General features: G+C 61.0%; 25 protein-coding genes. 12 read left to right on the forward strand and 13 right to left on the reverse strand.

The features are described 5' to 3' along the window. The 7 genes from QWE_RS03185 to QWE_RS03215 all read left to right on the forward strand — a co-directional run. Positions 1-631: ABC transporter permease (locus QWE_RS03185; RefSeq protein WP_006724631.1), on the forward strand; the 631-nt coding region annotated here is incomplete at its 5' end. Continuing rightward, positions 624-1433: an ABC transporter permease gene (locus QWE_RS03190; protein WP_006724632.1), complete on the forward strand. Its 810-nt coding sequence runs from the start codon at positions 624-626 to the stop codon at positions 1431-1433. The genes QWE_RS03185 and QWE_RS03190, both read left to right, overlap by 8 nt. A 31-nt stretch (positions 1434-1464) precedes the next feature. Continuing rightward, on the forward strand, positions 1465-2499 hold the full coding sequence (locus QWE_RS03195; RefSeq protein WP_040299463.1) for an extracellular solute-binding protein: 1035 nt from the start codon (positions 1465-1467) through the stop codon (positions 2497-2499). 69 nt (positions 2500-2568) lie between these two features. After that, positions 2569-3750 (forward strand): serine hydrolase domain-containing protein, encoded by a 1182-nt coding sequence (locus tag QWE_RS03200; protein ID WP_006724634.1) that lies wholly within the window; start codon positions 2569-2571, stop codon positions 3748-3750. Between the two features lie 17 nt (positions 3751-3767). After that, positions 3768-5438, forward strand: coding sequence for an amidohydrolase (locus QWE_RS03205; RefSeq protein WP_006724635.1), 1671 nt, complete (start codon positions 3768-3770; stop codon positions 5436-5438). 13 nt (positions 5439-5451) lie between these two features. Next, complete coding sequence (locus QWE_RS03210) at positions 5452-7128, forward strand: amidohydrolase (RefSeq protein WP_006724636.1); 1677 nt, start codon at positions 5452-5454, stop codon at positions 7126-7128. Beyond that, the gene (locus QWE_RS03215) at positions 7125-7805 is read left to right on the forward strand and encodes a TetR/AcrR family transcriptional regulator (RefSeq protein ID WP_006724637.1); all 681 of its coding nucleotides are present in this window, start codon (positions 7125-7127) and stop codon (positions 7803-7805) included. Before QWE_RS03210 ends, QWE_RS03215 begins: the two co-directional genes overlap by 4 nt. Here the strand turns inward: QWE_RS03215 and QWE_RS03220 are convergent. Next, on the reverse strand, positions 7802-8641 hold the full coding sequence (locus QWE_RS03220) for an amidohydrolase family protein (RefSeq protein WP_006724638.1): 840 nt from the start codon (positions 8639-8641) through the stop codon (positions 7802-7804). The two genes, QWE_RS03215 and QWE_RS03220, sit on opposite strands and share 4 nt — an antisense overlap. Positions 8642-8668: 27 nt before the next feature. Further along, positions 8669-9469 (reverse strand): IclR family transcriptional regulator, encoded by an 801-nt coding sequence (locus QWE_RS03225; protein WP_006724639.1) that lies wholly within the window; start codon positions 9467-9469, stop codon positions 8669-8671. Positions 9470-9604: 135 nt separating this feature from the next. Here QWE_RS03225 and QWE_RS03230 point away from each other — a divergent pair, with 135 nt between their 5' ends. Together QWE_RS03230 and QWE_RS03235 are read left to right on the forward strand one after the other, a co-directional pair. Continuing rightward, a complete protein-coding gene (locus tag QWE_RS03230) occupies positions 9605-10339 on the forward strand; it encodes an SDR family oxidoreductase (protein ID WP_006724640.1) in 735 nt (244 codons plus the stop codon). Between the two features lie 21 nt (positions 10340-10360). Then, the gene (locus tag QWE_RS03235; protein ID WP_006724641.1) at positions 10361-11203 is read left to right on the forward strand and encodes a fumarylacetoacetate hydrolase family protein; all 843 of its coding nucleotides are present in this window, start codon (positions 10361-10363) and stop codon (positions 11201-11203) included. Positions 11204-11303: 100 nt separating this feature from the next. Here the strand turns inward: QWE_RS03235 and QWE_RS03240 are convergent, their stop codons facing one another. From QWE_RS03240 to QWE_RS03255, 4 genes are all read right to left on the reverse strand, one after another. Further along, positions 11304-11585, reverse strand: coding sequence for a helix-turn-helix domain-containing protein (locus QWE_RS03240; RefSeq protein ID WP_006724642.1), 282 nt, complete (start codon positions 11583-11585; stop codon positions 11304-11306). After that, positions 11582-11905, reverse strand: coding sequence for a type II toxin-antitoxin system RelE/ParE family toxin (locus QWE_RS03245; protein ID WP_006724643.1), 324 nt, complete (start codon positions 11903-11905; stop codon positions 11582-11584). Before QWE_RS03245 ends, QWE_RS03240 begins: the two co-directional genes overlap by 4 nt. Positions 11906-11994: 89 nt before the next feature. Beyond that, complete coding sequence (locus QWE_RS03250; protein WP_006724644.1) at positions 11995-13497, reverse strand: NAD(P)(+) transhydrogenase (Re/Si-specific) subunit beta; 1503 nt, start codon at positions 13495-13497, stop codon at positions 11995-11997. 21 nt (positions 13498-13518) lie between these two features. Beyond that, the gene (locus tag QWE_RS03255) at positions 13519-15090 is read right to left on the reverse strand and encodes a Re/Si-specific NAD(P)(+) transhydrogenase subunit alpha (protein ID WP_006724645.1); all 1572 of its coding nucleotides are present in this window, start codon (positions 15088-15090) and stop codon (positions 13519-13521) included. A 262-nt stretch (positions 15091-15352) separates the two neighbouring features. Here QWE_RS03255 and QWE_RS24615 point away from each other — a divergent pair, with 262 nt between their 5' ends. Continuing rightward, complete coding sequence (locus tag QWE_RS24615) at positions 15353-15517, forward strand: DUF1328 domain-containing protein (RefSeq protein WP_006724646.1); 165 nt, start codon at positions 15353-15355, stop codon at positions 15515-15517. Between the two features lie 67 nt (positions 15518-15584). On the opposite strand, the gene QWE_RS03265 is transcribed toward QWE_RS24615, so the two are convergent. After that, positions 15585-16340, reverse strand: a complete 756-nt coding sequence (locus QWE_RS03265; protein ID WP_006724648.1) for a Crp/Fnr family transcriptional regulator — start codon at positions 16338-16340, stop codon at positions 15585-15587. 122 nt (positions 16341-16462) lie between these two features. Here QWE_RS03265 and QWE_RS03270 point away from each other — a divergent pair, with 122 nt between their 5' ends. Next, positions 16463-16861: a response regulator gene (locus QWE_RS03270; RefSeq protein WP_006724649.1), complete on the forward strand. Its 399-nt coding sequence runs from the start codon at positions 16463-16465 to the stop codon at positions 16859-16861. Here QWE_RS03270 and QWE_RS03275 read toward each other — a convergent pair. Together QWE_RS03275 and QWE_RS03280 are read right to left on the reverse strand one after the other, a co-directional pair. After that, positions 16829-17395 (reverse strand): RNA polymerase sigma factor, encoded by a 567-nt coding sequence (locus QWE_RS03275; RefSeq protein WP_006724650.1) that lies wholly within the window; start codon positions 17393-17395, stop codon positions 16829-16831. The two genes, QWE_RS03270 and QWE_RS03275, sit on opposite strands and share 33 nt — an antisense overlap. Then, entirely contained in the window at positions 17392-17667 is a 276-nt protein-coding gene (locus tag QWE_RS03280; protein ID WP_006724651.1) for a NepR family anti-sigma factor, read from the reverse strand. The genes QWE_RS03275 and QWE_RS03280 overlap by 4 nt, the downstream gene beginning before the upstream one ends. A gap of 105 nt (positions 17668-17772) precedes the next feature. Between QWE_RS03280 and QWE_RS24620 the strand changes: the two genes are divergently transcribed. Then, positions 17773-17937, forward strand: coding sequence for a DUF1328 domain-containing protein (locus tag QWE_RS24620; RefSeq protein ID WP_006724652.1), 165 nt, complete (start codon positions 17773-17775; stop codon positions 17935-17937). A gap of 75 nt (positions 17938-18012) precedes the next feature. Here the strand turns inward: QWE_RS24620 and QWE_RS03290 are convergent, their stop codons facing one another. From QWE_RS03290 to QWE_RS03305, 4 genes are all read right to left on the reverse strand, one after another. Beyond that, positions 18013-18204, reverse strand: a complete 192-nt coding sequence (locus tag QWE_RS03290) for a hypothetical protein (protein ID WP_040299425.1) — start codon at positions 18202-18204, stop codon at positions 18013-18015. Between the two features lie 2 nt (positions 18205-18206). Further along, complete coding sequence (locus QWE_RS03295) at positions 18207-18536, reverse strand: hypothetical protein (protein WP_100220836.1); 330 nt, start codon at positions 18534-18536, stop codon at positions 18207-18209. An 88-nt stretch (positions 18537-18624) separates the two neighbouring features. Then, entirely contained in the window at positions 18625-19686 is a 1062-nt protein-coding gene (locus tag QWE_RS03300) for a zinc-binding metallopeptidase family protein (protein WP_006724655.1), read from the reverse strand. A gap of 45 nt (positions 19687-19731) precedes the next feature. Further along, complete coding sequence (locus tag QWE_RS03305; RefSeq protein WP_006724656.1) at positions 19732-20709, reverse strand: sensor histidine kinase; 978 nt, start codon at positions 20707-20709, stop codon at positions 19732-19734. Position 20710: the final 1 nt, after the last annotated feature.

Below are 20710 nucleotides of genomic sequence, written 5' to 3' on the forward strand. Positions count from 1 at the left end.
CACGACGCTCTTCACCCTGATCTTGGGCTTCCCGACCGCCTATTTCATCGCGACACGGCCGGCCCGCACCCGAGAAATCTGGGTTTTCCTGATCACCATTCCCTTCTGGACCAACCTTCTGATCCGCACCTTCGCCATGCAGCAGGTCATCCGTAATGAAGGCATCCTCAACAATGTTCTGATCTGGCTCGGCATCATCGATACCCCCCTACAGATCATCTACACGGATACGGCCACCCTGCTCGGCATGACCTATGTCTATCTGCCGCTGATGGTGCTGCCGCTTTATGCCTCTATCGAGAAGCTCGACTTCCGGCTGGTCGAGGCCGGATACGACCTCTACGCCAACCGACTTCAGGTGCTCTGGCGCATCGTCATTCCGCTGGTGAAGCCCGGCCTGATCGCCGGCTCCATCCTCGTCTTCATCCCCTCGCTTGGCGCCTATGTCATTCCGCGCGTGCTCGGCGGCGGCAAGAACCTGATGCTCGGCAATCTGATCGAACTGCAATTCGGCGCCGGTCGCAACTGGCCGCTGGGCGCCGCAATGTCCATCACGCTGATGGCTCTCGTGATGATTGCCCTGCTCTTCTATGTCCGCAACGCCGCGAAATCGGGGGTGCGTCATGGCTGAACGTCGCTTCGACATCCGCTCGCAACCGGGCTTCGGCCTGATCGCACTCTTCACCTTCTTTGCCCTCTATCTGCCGATTGCGACACTGGTTGCCTATTCCTTCAACGCCAGCGACTCGCTTTCGGCATGGGGTGGTTTTTCCCTGCGCTGGTTCGCCTCGGCGCTGGAGAACAATGCCGTCCAGGCGGCCGCCATGCGTTCGATCATCATCGCGCTCTGGGCCGCCGGGCTGGCGACGATTGCCGCCACCATGGCGGCGCTGGCCACCACGCGCACCGAGCCCTATCGCGGATTGACCGCCAAATACGCCGTCATCAACCAGCCGCTGATGATCCCGGAAATCGTCACCGCCGTGGCGTTGCTGATTGTCTTCTCGCGCATCAAGGTCTGGACCGGCTATTCCGGCCTCGGCTACCTGATCCTGGCCCATACGGCCTTCTGCATTCCCTTCGCCTACCTGCCGATCCGCGCGCGACTGGAGAGCATGGACCTCACTTTGGAGCGGGCGGCTGCCGACCTCTACGCCACGCCCTGGCAGGCCTTCCGCTTCGTGACGCTGCCTTTGCTGCGACCCGCCATCATCGCCGGCTTCATGCTCGCCTTCGTCATCTCGCTCGATGACGTCGTCATCACAGAATTCGTCAAATCCGGCGGGCAGGACACGCTGCCCACCTACATGCTCGGCCAGATCCGCCGCGAAACGACACCGGAGATCAACGCAATCGCGACGATCTTCCTGGGCGCCTCGACGGTCCTGATCGTGATCTTCTTCTTCATCAACCGGCGCAAGCCGCAAGCATAAAAGCAACCAACAGAGAGGAACGGACATGACAATGAAATGGATGACGACCACGGCGATCGCCGCGATCTCGGTGCTGGGTCTCGCAGGCGCGGCCTCCGCCGCAGGCGAGCTCAACATCTACAACTGGGGCGACTATACGAGCCCGGAGCTGATCAAGAAGTTCAAGACGGAATTCGGCGTCAAGGTCACCGTAACCGACTATGATTCCAACGACACTGCACTCGCCAAGGTCCGCGCCGGCGGCCATGGCTTCGACATCGTCGTGCCCTCGGCCAACTACATGCCGATCTGGATCAACGAGGGCCTGCTGCTCGAGGCCCGCCCGGACCAGATGGAGAACTTCAAGAATGTCGACCCGCGCTGGGCCGATGTCGAATGGGATCCGGGCCGCCGCTATTCGGTTCCGTGGCAGTGGGGCGTGACCGGCATCGGCGTCAACACCAAGTTCTACAACGGCGACATCAACACCTCGGCGATCTTCCTCGACCCGCCGGAAGAGCTCGTGGGCAAGCTCAACGTCACGCCCGAGATGAACGACGTGCTCTTCGCGACGATCAAGTATTTCGGCGGCGACTGGTGCACGACCGACAGAGACGTGCTGATGAAGGTGCGCGACAAGCTGGTCGAGGCCAAGACCAAGTGGCTCGCGATGGACTACAGCGTCACCGACAAGCTGCCAACTGGCGATTATGCAGGCGTCTACTACTGGAACGGCGCGATCATGCGCTCGCGCCTGCAGAACCCGGACGTCAAGTTCGGCTATCCGAAGGAAGGCTATCCGGTCTTCATGGACAGCGTCGTCATCCTGAAAGATGCGAAGAACGTCGACAATGCCAAGGCCTTCATGAACTTCATCATGGCGCCTGAAAACGCCGCGATGCTCTCGAACTTCGCGAAATATGCCAATGGCATCACGGGTTCGGAGCAGTTCATGGACGAGGAGATGCAGGGCGCGCCCGAACTGGTGATCCCGGCTGAACTGGAAAGTGCGGGTGAGTTCCTGCTGAGCTGCGAACCCGACGTCCAGCAGCTCTACACCCGCATCTGGACCGAAGTGCAGAAGTAACGCCGAATTACAACGAAAAGACCGACACGGGAGGGCTTGATTGCCCTCCCGCAGGAGGAGCATACCCTGATGACGACGCAGTTTGCCAAGGCCTATGGTTTCGAGAGACGTGACGTGACGCTCGCCAACTGGCGCGCGGCCCCGTTCAGCCGCTTCAGCTTTGGCCACGCCGAAGAGCTTGTCCCGAGCGCCATTATCGCCGCTACCGCCGAAGTGAGCGAAGGCGAACCCGTCGCGTCCGATCTCCTGCCGCAGGCGCTGCCACTGGGACTGGCCGGGCAGCCCGACGTCCGCGCCTATCTCGACTATGCCCATACCGATGCCTTCGTTCTGATGAAGGCGGGCACCATCGTCGCCGAACACTATGCGCCGCATGCCGGCATCAACCAGCGCCATATCGTCTTTTCGATCAGCAAGTCGCTGACGGCCCTGGTGATTGCGACCCTGGAAGCCGACGGACTTATGAACCCGGATGCTCCCGTCACCAGCCTGCTGCCCGAAGCCGCCGGCTCCGCCTATGGCGACTGCACCATCCGCGACGTGCTCGACATGCGCGTCAGCCTCGCCTTCGACGAGGCCTATCTGAACACCGATGGCGCCTATGCCCGCTATCGCCGCGCCACACTCTGGAACCCGGCCGATCCGTCCCAGCCGGATGAGACCCTGCTGGCCTTCCTTCTGACCCTGAAGAAAGATGCCCATCCGCATGGCGGCGCGCACTTCTATGCGTCGCCCGATTCCGACCTGCTCGGCATCCTGATCGAGCGCGCGACCGGCGAAAGTTACGCCGATGTCTTGTCGACGCGCCTGTGGAGGCCGCTCGGCGCGAAGAACCACGCCAGCGTTACCGTCGATGCAGAAGGAACCGCGCGTGCCGCCGGCGGCATTTCGGTCACCGCCCGCGACCTCGCCCGTGTCGGCGAGATGTTGCGCAATGGCGGCATGGTCGACGGAAAACGCATCATCCCCGAAGCCTGGCTGACCGATATGCTGACGGCAGGTGACCACCAGGCCTGGGTGGACGGCAAATCCAACTTCTTCCCCAACGGGCGCTATCGCAGCCAGTGGTACCAGTCGGGTGAGCCTGACGGCGCCTTCTGCGCCATCGGCATCCATGGCCAATGGCTTTATGTCGACCCCTCCACCGAGACCGTGATCGTCAAGCTCTCCTCGCAGCCCAACCCGCTGGACGACGAGCTGAAACACGACAATTTCGCCTTCTTCCGCGCGCTCAGCGCCTGGACCGCATGAGATCAGAGGAGCCTGAAATGGCAACCACCGCAAACATCATCATCACCAATGGCCGGGTCCTCACCATGGACAACGCCGTCCCGCGCGCGGATGCCGTCGCCCTTGCCGGCAACCGCATTCTTGCTGTCGGCACGCGAGCCGAGATTGAGGCCCTGGCCGGACCGGAAACGAAGGTGATCGACGCCAACGGCGCGACCGTCATGCCGGGCTTCAACGAAGCCCATATGCACATCTTCCCCGGCTCGGTGTCGCTGCGCCAGCTGAACCTGCATGGCATCCAGGGCTTCGAAGCGCTGAAATCCGCAATCCTCGACTATGCGGAAAAGAACCCCGACGAGCCGCTGCTGATGGGCTTTTCCGCCGACTACTCGATCATCTCGCTGACCGAACCCTGCACCCGCCATCACCTGGATGCGATCCTGCCGGACCGCCCCTTCATGATGTTCGCACCCGACCATCACACCGCCTGGGCGAATACGGCAGCACTGACAAAGGCATGCATTCTGCAGGGCAAGGATGTCGGCATCGGCAACGAGATCGTCATGGGGCCGGATGGCCTCGCCAATGGCGAATTGCGCGAAGGCAATGCCTTTGGCCCGGTCTCGGCGCTCGCCTCCACCGGCGGTCGCGAGGAACTCGGCATGGGGACTGGCATGGACCCGGAAAACGTCACGCCGGAGCAGTTTGCCCTCGACCGCGCGATCCTGAAAGCCGGCCTCGACTACTGCGCCTCCTGGGGCGTCACATCGATCCAGAACTTCGACGGCAACCACTACCAGCTTCGCCTGATGCGCGACCTGGAGCTTTCAGGCGAACTCTCCTGCCGCATCCGTATTCCCTACCACATGAAGAATTTCATGGCGCTTGAGGATCTCGACAAGGCAGCCGCGTGGAAGAAGGAATTCGCCACCGACATGCTGCGCGGCGATTTCGTCAAGGTCTTCATGGATGGCGTGCTCGACAGCCAGACGGCCTATATGCTGGACGGTTATGGCGACCGGCCGGGCTATACCTATGAGCCGCTCTTCAGGCCCGAAGCGTTCAATGCGATTGCGACAAAAGCCGATGCGCTGGGCCTGCAGGTCGCAGTCCACGCCATCGGCAGTGCCGCGATCCGCCAGACGCTCGACGGTTACGAGGCTGCCGTGAAAGCCAATGGCAAGCGCGACAATCGCCACCGCATCGAGCATATCGAGATCATCCATCCCGATGACATCCCGCGCTTTGCGGAACTCGGCATCGTCGCCTCCATGCAGCCCGTGCATTACCCCGGCGGCACATGCTTCCCGGCAGAACCGACGACGGCCAAGATCGGCGAGGACCGCTGGGATTATGCCTATGCCTGGCGAACCATGAAGGAAGCCGGCGCGCCCGTTGTCTTCGCCTCCGACTGGCCCGTCTCGCCGGTTTCGCCCTTCCAGTGCATCCAAGATGCGCTCACCCGCAAGCCCTGGAAGGACGGGCTGAAGGACCAGCGCTTCTCGCTGATGGAAGCGCTCGAAGCCTATACGGCGATCGGCGCCTGGGTGGAGTTCATGGAAGATCGAAAGGGCATGCTGAAGCCCGGCTACCTCGCCGATGTCGTGATCCTGACCAAAGACATCGAAGCCGTCGCTCCAGAAGAGATCATGGACACCGTCCGCCCCGCCGTCACGATTTGCGACGGCCGCATCACCTTCCAGGCCTGAAGAAAGAACCGCCATGAGCGCCGAGATCGTCATCCATAACGCCCGCATCCTGACCATGGACCACGAGCATCCGCGTGCGGAAGCCATTGCACTCACCGGCAATCGTATCATGGCGGTGGGCGGTAATGCCGAGATCCTGACGCTTGCGGGACCGATGACACGCGTCGTCGATGCAGGCGGCGCCACGGTCCTTCCGGGTTTCAACGAAGCCCATATGCATATCTTCGGCGGTTCGGTCGCGCTGGGCGAACTCTCGCTTTTCGGCGTGAAGGGTTTTGACGCCCTGTCCAACGCGGTAAAGGACTATGCGGCTGCCAACCCGGATCTACCGCTGCTCGTCGCCCAGACGGCAGACTACACCATCCTCTCGGACACCGAGCGCGTCACGCGCAACCATCTCGACAGGATCATCGCCGACCGTCCTTTCATGATGGTCGCCCCGGACCGACACACGGCCTGGGCCAACACCATCGCGCTTGAGAAGGCCGGTATCCTGCAAGGGCGCGATGTCGGTGTCGGCAATGAGATCGTCATGGGTGAGGACGGTCTGGCGAATGGCGAATTGCGCGAGAGCAATGCCATCCGCCCCGCCGCGACCATGAGCGTGACTGGCGGCCGCGAAGGCCTCGGCGTCGGCACCGGCGGCGATCCCGAACACGTCACATCGGAAGAACGGGCGGCAGACATCGAAGTGCTGAAGAAGGGCCTCGCCTATTGCGCCTCGCTCGGCATCACCTCGTTCCAGAACATGGACGGAAATCTCTATCAGCTGGAAATGCTGGATGAGATCGAAAAGACCGGTGGTCTGCCAGTTCGGGTGCGCATGCCCTACCACATGAAGAATTTCATGCCCCTCTCCGACCTCGAAGAAAAGGCCGCTGCCTGGAAAGCCCGCTTCGACACGGACAAGCTGCGCTGCAACTTCGTCAAGCTGTTCATGGACGGCGTGACCGAGGGCGAAACCGCCGTCTTCGTCGATGACTACGCCCACAAGCCCGGCTGGAAGGGCGAGCCGCTGTTTTCTGGCAAAGCTTTTAACGCCGTGGCGACCGAGGCAAACCGCCTAGGGCTGCCGGTTGCAGTCCACGCAATCGGCGACGGCGCGGTGCGCATGGTGCTCGATGGCTACGAGGCCTCAATCAACGCCAATGGCCGAAAGGACATGCGGAACCGCATCGAACACATTGAGGTGGTCCATCCCGACGACATCCCCCGCTTTGCAGAAACGGGCACCATCGCGTCCATGCAACCGACGCATCCACCGGGTTCGGCGGGGCTGCCGCTTGAACCCTATCTCACCTATATCGGCCGCGAACGCTGGCCTTACGCCTTCGCCTGGAAGACCCTTGTCGATGCCGGAGCAAAGATCGTCTTCGCCACCGACTGGCCGGTTTCCCCGCTACCGCCACTCAGCTGCATCTGCGATGCTCTGACCCGAAAGCCGTGGGCCGACGACATGCCGGACCACCGCCTCAGCCTGCACGAAACGCTTGCGGCCTATACCCGCACCAGCGCCTGGGTCGAATACATGGAAGACCGAAAGGGCGTGTTGAAACCGGGATATCTGGCCGATGTTGTCGTCCTCTCCGGCGACATCGAAGCGACGTCACCGGACAACATCGCCTCGCTATCGCCTGTTCTCACCATCTGCGACGGGCGCGTCACCTTCGAAGGCGGAGGGGGCCGATGAGCGAAACGACGGAAGCGTCGAGCGAGACATCGAGCAGCACAGCGACACGCGGGCGACCGCCGGGCGCGACCCGCAAGGGTCTCGAAACCCGCGTCCGCATCATCAAGGGCGCCCGCGAGGCGCTCGAAGACGGCGGCATGGAGGCCTTGACCACACGCCGCATCGCAGCCTCCGCCGGCGTCAAGCTCGCGACGCTGCACTACTACTTCGACAGCAAGGAAAGCCTGCTGCTCGCCGTGCTCGAAGACCTGATCGCGGATATGGATGCGGCCTATCGCGCGGATGTCGACCTGCCACCGGCGCCCGAGGACCGGGTCGAAGCCCTGATCCGCGCCAGCTGGCGTTACATCCAGCGAACCCGAAACAAGCAGATCGCCCAAACCGAGCTGACCCTCTACGCGCTGCGGACCAAAGGCTCCGAATGGCTCGCGGCCAGACAGTACAACGCCTATATCGATTTCTACGGCCATCTCGTTTTCGAGGATGACAGCGACGAGGAACTGCGCCGCATCGGCCGAGCCGTCGGTCGCCAGATGCTGATCGGTATCGACGGTATCATCTTGCAGAGCTACGCCCTGCAGGATCTCACCGCCTCGAACGACGACATCGAAGCCCTCATCCTCGCCATGCGCGGCTATCTTCGCCGCCTCATGGTCGAGCGCGGCAAGGCGCGCTAGGCAAGATTCCAGATGCCTCTGGCATTGCCGGAGAAAAGCCTGTCCTTCTCTTCTCGCGTACAGCCATGCAGCAGCGCCTGCGTCGTCGCCACCCAGGTCGACAGCCCCCCGCCGAGTGTACAGACCGGCCAGTCCGAGCCCCAGATCGCGCGATCAAAACCGAACGCGCCGATCGTGTGGTCGAAATAGGGTTTGAGATCTTCCAGCGTCCAGGTCTCCAGATCGCCATAGGCGGGGATGCCGGAGATCTTGACGCGGACATTGTCGCGTTTGGCAATGTCAGTGATCCCCGCTTTCCAGGTCTCGTAGCCATGCCCCTTGATGTCGGGCACACCGCAATGGTCGAGGATGAAAGTGACATCGGGCGCGAGATCGACCAGCGCCTTTGCCTTGTCGATCTGACGCGGCAGCATGCAGAGATCGAAAGTGAGGCCCGTGCCTGAGAGCAGCTTCACGTTCTCCCGGAACAGCGCGCCCTCAGAGACATCGTCGGGCACGACATGCAGTACGCGGCGGAAGCCTTTGACGAAGGGGTTCGCTAACTGTCCATCGAGATAGTCGGCAAAGCCTGGATCTTCCGGGCGGCAGGAGGCGATCACACCCTGGATGAGGCTATCCGGCGCCTGCGACAACTCCTGGACCATGGCGGTTTCACCGAGGATGTCTTCGGGCGCAACATCCACTTCCATATGCAGCACCGAAGAGATACCGAGCCTCTTCGCCTCCCGCGCATACGTCTCCCAGCTGAAATCGGCATCGAGCGCCGAAACGTCCTTCAGCCAGGGGTAGCTGAGCCTGTCGCGATAGATGAGATGCAGATGGGTATCGATGATCATGAAAGGCCCTCCCAAGGCCGTTGAAGCTCAGTTCGTGTCGGTCAGGTCAGCACCGAGACCGGCACCCGCCAGCTCGGATATCCGTCGTGCCGTCTCCGTCAGCGCGTCGATCGTTCGAGTGATGTCGGGGGCCTCGGGCGCATTGATGATGGTGATGTAGGGAATGGTGAGAGCCCCGAGCGCCTCGCCATCGGCGCTGACGATCGGCGCCGACAGGTTGGTGACGCCGGCGGTCTGGGCACTCGGCATCATCTCGTAGCCGCGTGCCCGGATCTCATCGAGGTGGCGCGAGAAGGCCTCGGTCATCCGTCCCTCCGGCCCGCCACTCGCCACATGCTCCGCCACCATCATCGCGCGGACCTCCGGGCTGCGATAGGCAAGCAGCACATGGCCGGACCCGGTATCGAACAAGCCCATGCGGGAGCCGACCCGGATCGAGATGCCCCAATACCCCGGCGCCTCGAGCTGTGCGATGACGACGGGATGGCCGCGGTCGTAGACGACGATGTGGTTCTCCTGCCGGGTCACCTCCGCCAGTTCCCGCATCAGCGGCATGGCCAGGGAGGCGAGCCGCCGCGTTGGCGCATGCAGGTGCGCAAGACCGAACAGCTTCAGCGTCAGCACATAGCGATCGCCGTCGAGCCGCGCGACATAGCCGCGTTTCACCAGCCGATCGAGCATCCGGTAGAATTCGTTCGGACTGCGGTCGAGCTTCTTGGCGATCTCCGCCTGACTGAGCCCCCCGTCGACGCCGGCCAAGAGCTCGATGATATCAAGTCCCTTGTCGAGCGCCGGCGCCCGATAACGATCCTGGTCCAGGTCATTCACGCTTTTCTCTCCCTGAAGTTCGACGACTGACCTTGACGTTCATGAATAAATGTTTTGCATATGAATGATGCTCGCATCGACGGCCGGAATATGCAAGGGTCGTGTGACGAGGGATCGGTTGGAGGAGCCAAGAGCATGTATCTGCCCCTGAAGAACAAGCATGTTTTGGTGACGGCTGCCGGCCAGGGTATCGGCCGCGCGAGCGCCATCGCCTTTGCCCGCGCCGGCGCGACCGTCGTCGCGACCGACATCAACACCGAGGCTCTGGCGACACTGGACGGCGAGGCCGGCATCACGACGCGCCAGCTGGACGTCCTGAAGGACGACGCGGTCAAGGCCGTGGTCGGAGAGACAGGACCCTTCGATGTGCTGTTCAATTGCGCCGGTGTCGTGCACGGCGGCACCATCATGGACATGGCCGACAAGGATCTCGACTTTGCACTCGACCTCAATGTCCGCGCGATGATCCGCACCATTCGTGCCGTCCTGCCTGCCATGCTGGAGAAGGGCGACGGCTCCATCATCAACATGGCCTCGGTCGCAAGTTCGATCAAAGGCGTGCCGAACCGTTTCGCCTACACCGTCACCAAGGCTGCCGTCATCGGCCTCACCAAATCCGTCGCCGCCGACTATGTGACGCAAGGTATCCGCTGCAACGCGATCTGCCCAGGGACGGTTGAAAGCCCTTCCCTGCAGGACCGCATGCGTGCACAAGGCGACTACGATGCCGCCCGCGCCGCCTTCATCGCCCGCCAGCCCATGGGGCGTCTGGGCACGCCGGAAGAAATCGCCGACCTCGCCGTCTACATCGCCGGCGCCACCTACACCTCGGGCCAAGCCTTCGCCATCGACGGCGGCTGGACCATCTAATTCTGAAGAAGGAAGAAACCCATGAAACTCATGCGCGTCGGCCCACTCGGACAGGAAAAGCCTGCGATCCTCGACAAGGACGGAAAGGTCCGTGACCTTTCGGCCCATGTGACCGATATCGGCGGCGCTGCCATCTCGCCCGAGGGTCTGGCGAAGATCGCAGCCCTTGACCTCGCCTCCCTGCCGGAGATTGCCGTCGATCGCATCGGCGCCTGCGTTGCTGGTACTGGCAAGTTCATCTGCATCGGCCTCAATTATTCCGACCATGCCGCAGAAACCGGCGCTGCCGTACCGCCGGAGCCTGTCATCTTCATGAAGGCGACTTCCGCCATCTGCGGCCCCAACGACGACGTGCTCATCCCGCGCACCTCGGAGAAGACCGACTGGGAAGTCGAACTCGGCGTCGTCATCGGCAAGACCGCGAAATATGTCTCCGAAGCCGACGCCATGGATTACGTCGCCGGCTACTGCGTCTCCCACGACGTCTCCGAACGCGCGTTTCAGACGGAACGCGCGGGTCAGTGGACCAAGGGCAAGTCCTGCGACACCTTCGGCCCGATCGGCCCCTGGCTCGTCACCAAGGACGAAGTATCGGATCCGCAGAACCTCAAGATGTGGCTCTCGGTCAATGGCAAGATGATGCAGGACGGCTCGTCGAAGACCATGGTCTACGGCGTTGCCCACCTCGTCTCCTATCTCAGCCAGTTCATGAGCCTGCATCCCGGCGACGTCATCTCCACCGGCACACCTCCGGGCGTCGGCCTGGGCATGAAGCCGCCGCAGTTTTTGAAGGCCGGTGATGTGGTGGAGTTGGGTATTGAGGGGCTCGGCACGCAGAAGCAGACGTTCAAGGCGGATGTTTGAGGTAAGCAGATAAGACAGTTTTTGACCCCGCCCATGTGGCGGGGTTTTACGTTCTGGCACGCAGAAGCGTTCCAAAATTCAGCCAGCCTTTATGACCGCCCTACGCTGCATCCTTCACACGAATCTCGATTTCAAGCCGTGCCGCTGCAGCGATATTGACCAGAGCATCAAGGGAAAACTTCGCGAGCTTCCCTCGCAGCAGATCATTGGTCCGCGGTCGCGTGAGTCCGAGCCGCTTGGCAGCCCCCTCCTGCGAGAGCCCCCATCCCTGAACAGCCTTGCGGATCTCGAAGAGCAGGGCTGAGCGCGCCTTGAGATTGGCCGCTTCCTGCTCGGTGTCAGCCAGAGCGTCCCAGACGCTGCCATAAATCTCATCGCTCATATTTCCCGTCTCCATCGTTTCAGCCTCTGACTGGCGAGTTCGATATCTTTTTTAGGCGTCACCTGCGTCTTTTTCTGGAAGGCGTGCAGAACAAGGACGCGATCCTCGAACGTGGCGAGATAGATGATGCGAAAGGCACCAGACGCTTCCCGAATCCTTATTTCTCGAACACCGGGGTCAATCGTCGGCATCGGCTTCCAGTCATCAGGATCTTCGCCGCGTTGAACCAATTCCAACTGCCAACCCGCATCAATCCGGGCGTCTTCAGGGAACGCACGAACATCGGTCCTGCTACTTCCAAGCCACTGGATCAGCTTCATCTTGACAATGTATCAAAACGAATACAGATCTGCCAACAAAAAAGCCGGGCGTTTCCACCCGGCTTTGATTTCGACCAGCAATGAGACCGCTACTTGATCAACGGCAAAATGCTGTCGATCGACTTCTTCGCGTCGCCGTAGAACATCCGCGTATTCTCCTTGTAGAACAGCGGGTTCTCGATGCCGGAATAGCCCGTGCCCTGGCCACGCTTGGAGACGAAGACCTGTTTCGCCTTCCAGACTTCCAGGACAGGCATGCCGGCGATCGGCGAGTTCGGGTCTTCCTGAGCGGCCGGGTTGACGATGTCGTTCGAGCCGATGACGATGGCGACGTCCGTTTCGGGGAAGTCCTCGTTGATCTCGTCCATTTCCAGAACGATGTCGTAGGGCACCTTGGCCTCGGCGAGCAGCACGTTCATGTGGCCCGGCAGGCGCCCGGCAACCGGATGGATGGCGAAGCGCACTGTCTTGCCGGCGGCCCGCAGCTTGCGGGTGAGTTCCGAGACCGACTGCTGCGCCTGGGCGACCGCCATGCCGTAGCCCGGAACGATGATGACGCTGTCGGCATCATTGAGCGCATTGGCCACGCCGTCGCCGTCGATGGCGATCTGCTCGCCCACGACTTCCATCTGCGGGCCTGTTGCCCCACCAAAGCCACCGAGAATGACCGAGATGAAGCTGCGGTTCATCGCCTTGCACATGATGTAGGAGAGGATCGCACCGGAGGAGCCGACCAGCGCGCCGACGACGATCAGGAGATCGTTGGACAGCGAGAAGCCGATGGCTGCTGCCGCCCAGCCTGAATAGCTGTTGAGCATGGAGACGACGACCGGCATGTCGGCGCCGCCGATGCCCATGATCAGGTGATAGCCGATGAAGAGCGCCAGAAGCGTCATCAGGATCAGCGTCCAGCTGCCGGCGCCGTTGAAGTAGAGCACCAGCAGGATCAGCGAGCCGAGAGCCGCACCGGCGTTCAACATGTGCCCGCCTGGCAGCTTCTTGGCCGTCGTATCGACCTTGCCCGCCAGCTTGCCATAGGCGACCACGGAACCCGTGAAGGTGATGGCACCGATGAACACGCCGAGGAAGACCTCGATCTTTAGAACCGCGATCTCGGCGCTGGTCTTCTCGGCAATCTTCAGGGCAAAGCCGGTAAAGTCATTGAAGAGGTCCGTGTGACCGTTCTGACCAGCACAGACGACCGCATTGAGCGCGGGATCGCAAAACGCGATATTGGCACTGGCGAGCGAGCTTGCAATCCGCCACATCTCAATTTCGGCATTGAAGCCGATAAAGACAGCGGCGAGGCCGACCAGCGAGTGCATGGCGGCAACAAGCTGCGGCATTTCGGTCATCTGCACGCGCTGGGCAACGACCCAGCCGATGCCGCCGCCGATGGCGATCATCACGACCGAGACCAACCAGTTGCCGGCGCCAGGACCGTAGATCGTCGCGAGAACTGCAAGCGCCATGCCTGATATGCCGTACCAAACGGCGCGCTTGGCGCTTTCCTGGCCTGAGAGGCCGCCGAGCGAAAGGATGAAGAGAACAGCCGCGACGACATAGGCCGCTGTGGTGAAACCGTATTCCATGAGTTTTCCCCTCCCCGCTCTTTAAGACTTCTGGAACATGGCGAGCATGCGCCGTGTCACCATGAAGCCACCGAAGATATTGATGCCGGCCATCAGAACCGACAGCGCAGCGAGGATGATCACCAGGAAGTTGCCCGACCCTATCTGCATCAGGGCACCCAGAATGATGATCGAGGAAATGGCATTGGTGATCGCCATCAGCGGCGTGTGCAGCGAATGGCTGACGTTCCAGATGACTTGGAAACCGACGAAGCAGGCGAGCACGAAGACAATGAAATGGCTCATGAAGCTGGCCGGCGCATAAAGACCGGCGAGCAGGATCAGCGCACCGCCACCGGCGAGCATCGCCACCTGGTTGCGGGTCTGCGTCTTGAAGGCGGCGATTTCCTGGGCCCGCTTCTCCTCGGGCGTCAGCTCCTTCACCTTTTCCTTCGGCTTGGCAGCGGCGATCGCCTGGATCTTCGGCGGCGGCGGCGGGAAGGTTATCTCGCCACCCTTGGTGACCGTCGCCCCACGGATGACGTCGTCTTCCATGTTGTGAACGACCACACCATCCTTGGCCGGCGTCAGGTCCGTCATCATGTGGCGGATGTTGGTCGCGTAGAGGGTCGACGACTGCGCAGCCATCCGGCTCGGGAAATCGGTGTAACCGACGATGGTCACGCCGTTCTCGGAGACGATCTTCTGGTCGGCAACAGTGAGGTCGCAGTTGCCGCCGCGTTCGGCCGCGAGGTCGATGACAACGGAGCCGGGTTTCATGGCAGCGACCATGTCGGCCAGCCAGAGCTTCGGCGCGTCACGACCGGGGATCAGCGCCGTGGTGATGACGATGTCGATCTCGGGCGCCAGTTCGCGGAACTTGGCAAGCTGCTTTTCTCGGAACTCCGGCGACGAAGGGGCTGCATAGCCACCCGTCGCTGCGCCATCCTGTGTGGCTTCGAATTCGAGATAGACGAACTGCGCGCCCATGCTTTCGATCTGCTCGGCGACTTCAGGCCGCACGTCGAAGGCATAAGTAATGGCGCCGAGCGAAGTCGCAGTGCCGATCGCGGCCAGACCGGCGACGCCTGCACCGATCACCAGAACCTTGGCCGGCGGCACCTTGCCGGCCGCCGTCACCTGACCGGTAAAGAAGCGGCCGAAATTGTTACCCGCCTCGATCACGGCGCGATAGCCGGCGATGTTGGCCATCGAGGACAGCGCGTCCATCTTTTGGGCGCGGCTGATGCGCGGCACCATGTCCATGGCAACGACCGTCGCGCCCTTGTCTTTCGCCTGCTCGAGAAGGGCAGTGTTCTGGGCCGGATAGAAGAAGGAGATCAGTGTCTTGCCGGGGCCCAGCCGATCGACTTCGGCGGTTTCCGGCGGACGCACCTTGGCGATGATGTCGGCCGTTTCATAGAGCGCGGCAGCCGTCTCGACCACTGTCACGCCGGCGGCGCGATAGGCATCGTCCGACAACCCCGCGGCCTTGCCGGCACCGCTTTCGATGACGCATTCATAGCCGAGCTTCTGCAACTGCGTGGCGCTATCAGGCGTCATCGCGACGCGGGCCTCGCCGGCATAAATCTCCCTTGGCGATCCGATCTTCAATCCCATCTCCCAAACTCCGTTCGAACGGGTTCCACCTACTGTCCTTCGCCCAAAGTCGAAGGACTCTCCGATCGCGGACACGACCAGAAGTGAGGCCCCCTGTCTAGTCCAGCTCAGAGAACAAATGACGGTTTTGTCTTAGGGCTTATCCGCTTAAACCGATTTTTGTTGCAGCGCACACATGCAGCTCCCGCTGATGCCCGATGGAACAATTGAGCCTTGCCCCTGTTTCCCAAGGGAACAACGCACCAAGGAGACCCACATGCTGCAATGGATCCTCATCCTTCTTCTGATCGCCGCCGTCGCAAGCCTGCTCGGTTTTCGTGGCGTGGCCGGCGCCTCGGCAGGCGTCGCCAAGATCCTGATTTTCATCGTCTTGGTCGTTATGATCATCGCGCTCTTTACAGGCGTCGTCATCGTCGCCTGACGAAAGTTTACCCAGACGGAAAAGACCCGCACGCTATTAGCGATGCGGGCCTTTTTCTATGCAGCGATCAGATGAAAGGCCTGACCCTTTGCTCGGCCGGCGTCCAGCCGGAAATCTCCTGGAGGCCAACCGGGTCAACGATATCGCAGCCCCGTTCGCGCCAGCGAATGAGCCCGCGATCGGCGAGTTTCTTCAGGGTCTTGTTCGTGTGCACGATCGACAGCCCGAGCGTATCGGCGAAATGCATCTGCGTGACCGGAATATGCCGGTGATTGTCGCCGAGGATGCCGGCATTCATGCCACGGTCGAACAGGAAGGCCAGAAGGTAGGAGGCTCTCTCCAGCGCAGACCGGCGCCCGATGCTGAGCAGATGTTCGTCAAGAATGCACTCTTCGCGGGCGGCAAGCCAGGTGAGATCGAAGCTCAGCCCCGGATGCAGCTCGAACAGGGAAAACAGCCGACTTCTTTCGAAAACACAGAGCGTCATGGGTGTAAGGGCTTCAACCGAATGCTGCATCTCGGCCATGACAGCGCCCTGCAGGCCGATCATGTCGCCAGGCACGATGTAGTTCAGGATCTGTCGTCGGCCGTCTTCGAGGATCTTGTAGCGGAAGCCCCAGCCCGACAGCACCGTGTAAAGATGGGCGCTGCGTGCGCCTTCGACGAGCACGGTCGTTCCCGGATCGGCGACGAGTTCGCCACGTTTGAAGGTGGAGACGAATTCCAGTTCTGACTCAGTGAAAGGGCGGAACCGTTTCATATGCCGCAAGGGGCATTCGAAACAACTGACACGAATGGGGGAATGACGCGGTTCGATTGCCACGGGATAACCTCGTTTGTCCGTCATGCTGTTCCGGATTGGAACAATGCAGGCTGCACATGTCTTTTTTAAATGACGCTGGTCGGGGCACGTCCCATAACGCGCGCCTGACAAAAGGAAATTCCATGATGACCGCGCCGCTCCGCGTTCTCGTTGCCGAGAACCAGTATCTGATTGCCATGGAGGTGGAGCGCATTCTTCTTGACGATCTGCCTTGCGATGTAACCATCGCCCCGCTGGCCAGACTGGCAGAAGCCGTCCAGACGACCGCATTCGATGTGGTGATCATCGATGCGGCCTTGAACGAGGCCTTGAATGTCGAACGCACAGATCTGATCATGAAAGCCGGCGCGAAGCCCGTCTTTCTGTCGTCCTACGGACATTTTACCGACATCCCAAGCATCGTGACTGAGCATCCGCTGGTCACAAAGCCGCCGCAAGCCCACGAACTGGCTGCGGCGGTTTTGAAAGCGGCGCATGGTCGCGGGCCCTCAGACGGCAAAAGCCTTCTTGATGACCGCTGAGCTGTGGGCATCGGGGCCGTAATCGCCCTCGCCGCTCACACCCAGGATCTCCTGAAGCTTGTTGCGTGCTCGGTTGATGCGGCTCTTGATAGTGCCGACGGCACAACCGCAGATCTCCGCAGCTTCTTCGTAGGCGAAGCCTGAAGCGCCCACGAGAATGATCGCCTCGCGCTGGTCGCTCGGCAACTGATCAAGCGCACGCTTGAAGTCCTGCAGATCGAGAGAACCATACTGCTGCGGGTGAGTGGAGAGCTGGGACGTGAAGATACCGTCGGTATCAGAGACTTCGCGGCCACGCTTGCGCATCTGCGAGTAGAATTCGTTGCGCAGGATGGTGAAGAGCCAGGCTTTCATGTTGGTACCAGGCTCGAAATGGTCCTGCTTGGCCCAGGCTTTCATGATCGTGTCCTGCACGAGATCGTCGGCGACGTGATGTCGGCCGGTTAGCGATACGGCGAAGGCACGAAGGTTTGGCAGCGCTGCCAAGAGGTCGCGCTTGAAGGAGTGGTCGGTCGACTTATCGCCAACAGTCATCGAGCATTGTCCTTGATGCGAGTGGACTCACTGGCCTGGCGCTCGGCCACATCCAGTTGCTCCAGAAGCTGGAGGAACCGATCCGGGATCCCCTCTTCCTGTACCGATTGATAGTACTCGCGCAGTTGCGCCGACACGCCGGGATGAAAGGCGGCCATTCCAGGCAGCCCGTTCGTAGCCGGCGCTTTCTTCGAATGTTCTGTCATTGGGTCCAACGGGTTTGAAACAGTGTCGCCTGACAACGCAAAAGGGCGCACAAGGTTCCCGAACATGCAATTATTTTATTTCAACGCTGCGTAGCTCTCGAAACCGTGATCCGGATGGAACAAAGCCCACCAGCCGACGTTCATCCGGCATCGAAACACGGAGAACCCAACATGCTTTACTACGCACTCGTATTTCTGGTCGTCGCCTTGATCGCTGGCGTTCTCGGCTTCGGCGGCATTGCTGGCGCATCGGCTGGTATCGCCAAGATCCTCTTTGGCATCTTCATCATTCTCTTCCTCGTTTCGCTCGCCATGCGGCTCTTCCGCCAGGCGTAACCGGGAAAGTCAGCTGATAGAAAAAGGCCGCTTCAACGAAGCGGCCTTTTTCATGCGAAAATTTCGGAGCGAGGTTCAGATCAGGATCCAGACAACAACGGTCATCAACAGGACCAGGATGACGCCGAGCGTCGTAACCGTGAACGGACCATAGCGGGGCGGAACCTGAGATTCGAGGTCCTGATCGAGACCGGCCTGTTGCGCGACATGGCGGTTCTGGGCGTCGATATTGACGGAATTCGGATCGGCCGAGACTTCGGGCTTCATCATCATTCTCCATAACGTTCGGCAGGAACAGGCGGCACCAAGGCCTGCGCTTCGGCAGGGCCGGCGGTTGAAACAGGCGCCTCGAGCACAGCCAGTTTGTTGGGGTCGATCGTCTGGCGGATGTTTCGGCCAGCCACGAGATCGGCGTTCACGGGGAAACAATCACCGTAGATGATCTCGGCCATAGCCCGCGCGCGCTTAAGTTCTTTCGGCAGCGCGCCATAGCAAGCCTCATCTGTATCATAGGAAATAACAGCGACCGGGTCCTGCAGACACGTGGTGTCTTGCGGATGGCAGGCCACAATGACCATCAGGGCAGCCATACTGTTCATGATCGTTCTCCGTGTTACCTGAAGGTTAACGCGAAGACTGCACGACAGTTCCGGGAACAAGGGCGTGAAACGCCCGATGCTGCAGGGTTTACGAGCGGATCAGGCCGTGAATGTAGTGCAGTTTGCCAATCACCGGCTCTGACAGCACAAAGGGATAGAGATCAGGCTGCCCCATGCTGCGATTGATGCTGTTGATCGCAAGCGTCAGCGGCACCCAGGCGCGGATCAGGGCGCCTGCACTGCCGATGCCATAGCTGTCGAAGGTGCGCTTCAGCTCGATCGCCGGCACATCGGCCTCGACATCGGGATTGGTTCTGAGACCGAAGGCATCCGCGGTATCGAGCGCATCGACGATGTGGAAATAGTGGGCGAAGGTCTCGGCGAAATCCTCCCAAGGGTGGCTCGCTGCATAGGCGGAGATGAAGCTGTTCTCCCAGCCCTGCGGAGGGCCCTCGGCATAATGGCGTTTGAGCGCCTCACCATAGTCTTCACGCTCGTCGCCGAACACAAACCGGAAAGCGTCGAAGGCGTTCCTGTCACGCACGAGGACATTCCAGTAGTAATGGGCGACCTCATGCCGGAAATGACCAAGCAGGGTGCGGAAGGGCTCCCCGAGCGCCACACGCCGTGCCTCACGTTCCGCGTCGGAACCCTCGGCAATGTTGAGCGTGATCAGGCCGTCGGCATGACCGGTCAGCACTGGCCCGTCACCGCTGTCGGTCGGATCATCCGCAAGAAATTCGAAACCCAGACCTTGATCGGGATCAGCTGTGCGTGTGACCAGCGGCAGCCTGAACCTGAGAATTGAGTAGAAGAGCCCGCGTTTTGCGAGCTCGATCCTCTGCCAGTTCTGCAGGTTTTCCGGCACCGACAGGTCCGGGATCGTCACGTTGTGCCGGCAGGCGACACAAAAGCCGCTGTCGTCCTCATCTTCGACAAGCCAGTTGCATCCGCCGAGCGCCGCATTGGCGCAAGTCCGCACACCCGCAGGTTCCGTTGTGCCATGGTCGAGGACATGCGTCCCGGAGGCTTCCAGCGCCACCATGTCGAGACTGGTCGAACGAAAGGCCAGACGTGCCCCGCATGTGACACAGCCGTCATTTTCGAAATGCACGACGTTCGAACAGTTGCTGCAACTGAACAGGCGCATGACCGTGTCTTTCTGTGAAAGGACACCCGCAGGGGCGCCAAAGGATCAGTCGAAAATCTCGAGCGGAAAGCGCAGTTCGTACCGCACCTGTCCGTTCGTCAACTCGTGATGCGCCTCGCCGTTGACTGAAGACGGAACGACCCGTTCCAGCACGGTGCTGCCGAAGCGCGCCGCCTTGATTTCTTCGTTTTCGCGAGCGGTGAATGGTTCGGACCAGACGATCACGACCACCGGACCCGTGGGCGTCTCAAGCTTCCGGCACGACACCTCGATCTGCTGACGACGCTGCAGGAAATCGCCATGGCTGACGGCATTGACCACCAGCTCATGCAAGGCAAGCCCAATATGCAGCGACGCATTGGGTGTGAGAAGCACGTCGTCGCCGGAGACATGAACCAGATCGGCGTTTTCCTGAACGTAGCGATCGACCTGCTGTTTCAGCAGATCGCGGAAATAGGCCCCGCGCCAGCTGGAATCGGTGATCAGGTCTTGCGACTGGGACAGGGCATGCAGCCGGCCCCGGAATTTGCCGAGGAACATGTCCAGCGTCCCCGAATACCGGGCAGTCTGGGAGGCGATGCTCTGAATGATCGCAAGCAGGTTCTTCGACCGGTGGCTGACTTCGCGCAGGAGTGCACGCAACAGCCTTTCACGACGCCGGTCTTCAGTGCGATCGATGACCACGGTGATCAGATGCACGTCGTGATCGGCCATCTCGACCATACGGCAGCGGAATTCGAAGAAGGTATCGTCACCCGCCTCGATCTCCAGTTCCGCACGATCCCCCGCCTTCAGAAGGCCCGACTTGAGCTCAGTCAGTTTCTGCCCGATGTCTGATCCGAAGATCGTGTCATCGGATGGGATCGCCCCCGCCGGCAGCCGCCAACGGGCCGGCAGCGAGGTGATGCAGACATAGGTACCATCTTTATCCTGAAGGGTCAGGCTTGCGCCCATGTCGATGAGCGCGGTTATGAAGAACTCCCGCAGCTGTTCGTCGCCGCGCTGAGGTTCAAACCATGTCAAC

This window comes from Agrobacterium albertimagni AOL15 (assembly GCF_000300855.1).
Classification (GTDB): Bacteria; Pseudomonadota; Alphaproteobacteria; order Rhizobiales; family Rhizobiaceae; genus Allorhizobium; species Allorhizobium albertimagni.

Coding starts and splice junctions, on each gene's coding strand:
- QWE_RS03190 (WP_006724632.1), top strand. CDS start 624: ATGGCTGAACGTCGCTTCGACATCCGCTCGCAACCGGGCTTCGGCCTG.
- QWE_RS03195 (WP_040299463.1), top strand. CDS start 1,465: ATGAAATGGATGACGACCACGGCGATCGCCGCGATCTCGGTGCTGGGT.
- QWE_RS03200 (WP_006724634.1), top strand. CDS start 2,569: ATGACGACGCAGTTTGCCAAGGCCTATGGTTTCGAGAGACGTGACGTG.
- QWE_RS03205 (WP_006724635.1), top strand. CDS start 3,768: ATGGCAACCACCGCAAACATCATCATCACCAATGGCCGGGTCCTCACC.
- QWE_RS03210 (WP_006724636.1), top strand. CDS start 5,452: ATGAGCGCCGAGATCGTCATCCATAACGCCCGCATCCTGACCATGGAC.
- QWE_RS03215 (WP_006724637.1), top strand. CDS start 7,125: ATGAGCGAAACGACGGAAGCGTCGAGCGAGACATCGAGCAGCACAGCG.
- QWE_RS03220 (WP_006724638.1), bottom strand. CDS start 8,641: ATGATCATCGATACCCATCTGCATCTCATCTATCGCGACAGGCTCAGC.
- QWE_RS03230 (WP_006724640.1), top strand. CDS start 9,605: ATGTATCTGCCCCTGAAGAACAAGCATGTTTTGGTGACGGCTGCCGGC.
- QWE_RS03235 (WP_006724641.1), top strand. CDS start 10,361: ATGAAACTCATGCGCGTCGGCCCACTCGGACAGGAAAAGCCTGCGATC.
- QWE_RS03240 (WP_006724642.1), bottom strand. CDS start 11,585: ATGAGCGATGAGATTTATGGCAGCGTCTGGGACGCTCTGGCTGACACC.
- QWE_RS03245 (WP_006724643.1), bottom strand. CDS start 11,905: ATGAAGCTGATCCAGTGGCTTGGAAGTAGCAGGACCGATGTTCGTGCG.
- QWE_RS03250 (WP_006724644.1), bottom strand. CDS start 13,497: ATGGAATACGGTTTCACCACAGCGGCCTATGTCGTCGCGGCTGTTCTC.
- QWE_RS24615 (WP_006724646.1), top strand. CDS start 15,353: ATGCTGCAATGGATCCTCATCCTTCTTCTGATCGCCGCCGTCGCAAGC.
- QWE_RS03270 (WP_006724649.1), top strand. CDS start 16,463: ATGATGACCGCGCCGCTCCGCGTTCTCGTTGCCGAGAACCAGTATCTG.
- QWE_RS03275 (WP_006724650.1), bottom strand. CDS start 17,395: ATGACTGTTGGCGATAAGTCGACCGACCACTCCTTCAAGCGCGACCTC.
- QWE_RS03280 (WP_006724651.1), bottom strand. CDS start 17,667: ATGTTCGGGAACCTTGTGCGCCCTTTTGCGTTGTCAGGCGACACTGTT.
- QWE_RS24620 (WP_006724652.1), top strand. CDS start 17,773: ATGCTTTACTACGCACTCGTATTTCTGGTCGTCGCCTTGATCGCTGGC.
- QWE_RS03290 (WP_040299425.1), bottom strand. CDS start 18,204: ATGAAGCCCGAAGTCTCGGCCGATCCGAATTCCGTCAATATCGACGCC.
- QWE_RS03295 (WP_100220836.1), bottom strand. CDS start 18,536: ATGAACAGTATGGCTGCCCTGATGGTCATTGTGGCCTGCCATCCGCAA.
- QWE_RS03300 (WP_006724655.1), bottom strand. CDS start 19,686: ATGCGCCTGTTCAGTTGCAGCAACTGTTCGAACGTCGTGCATTTCGAA.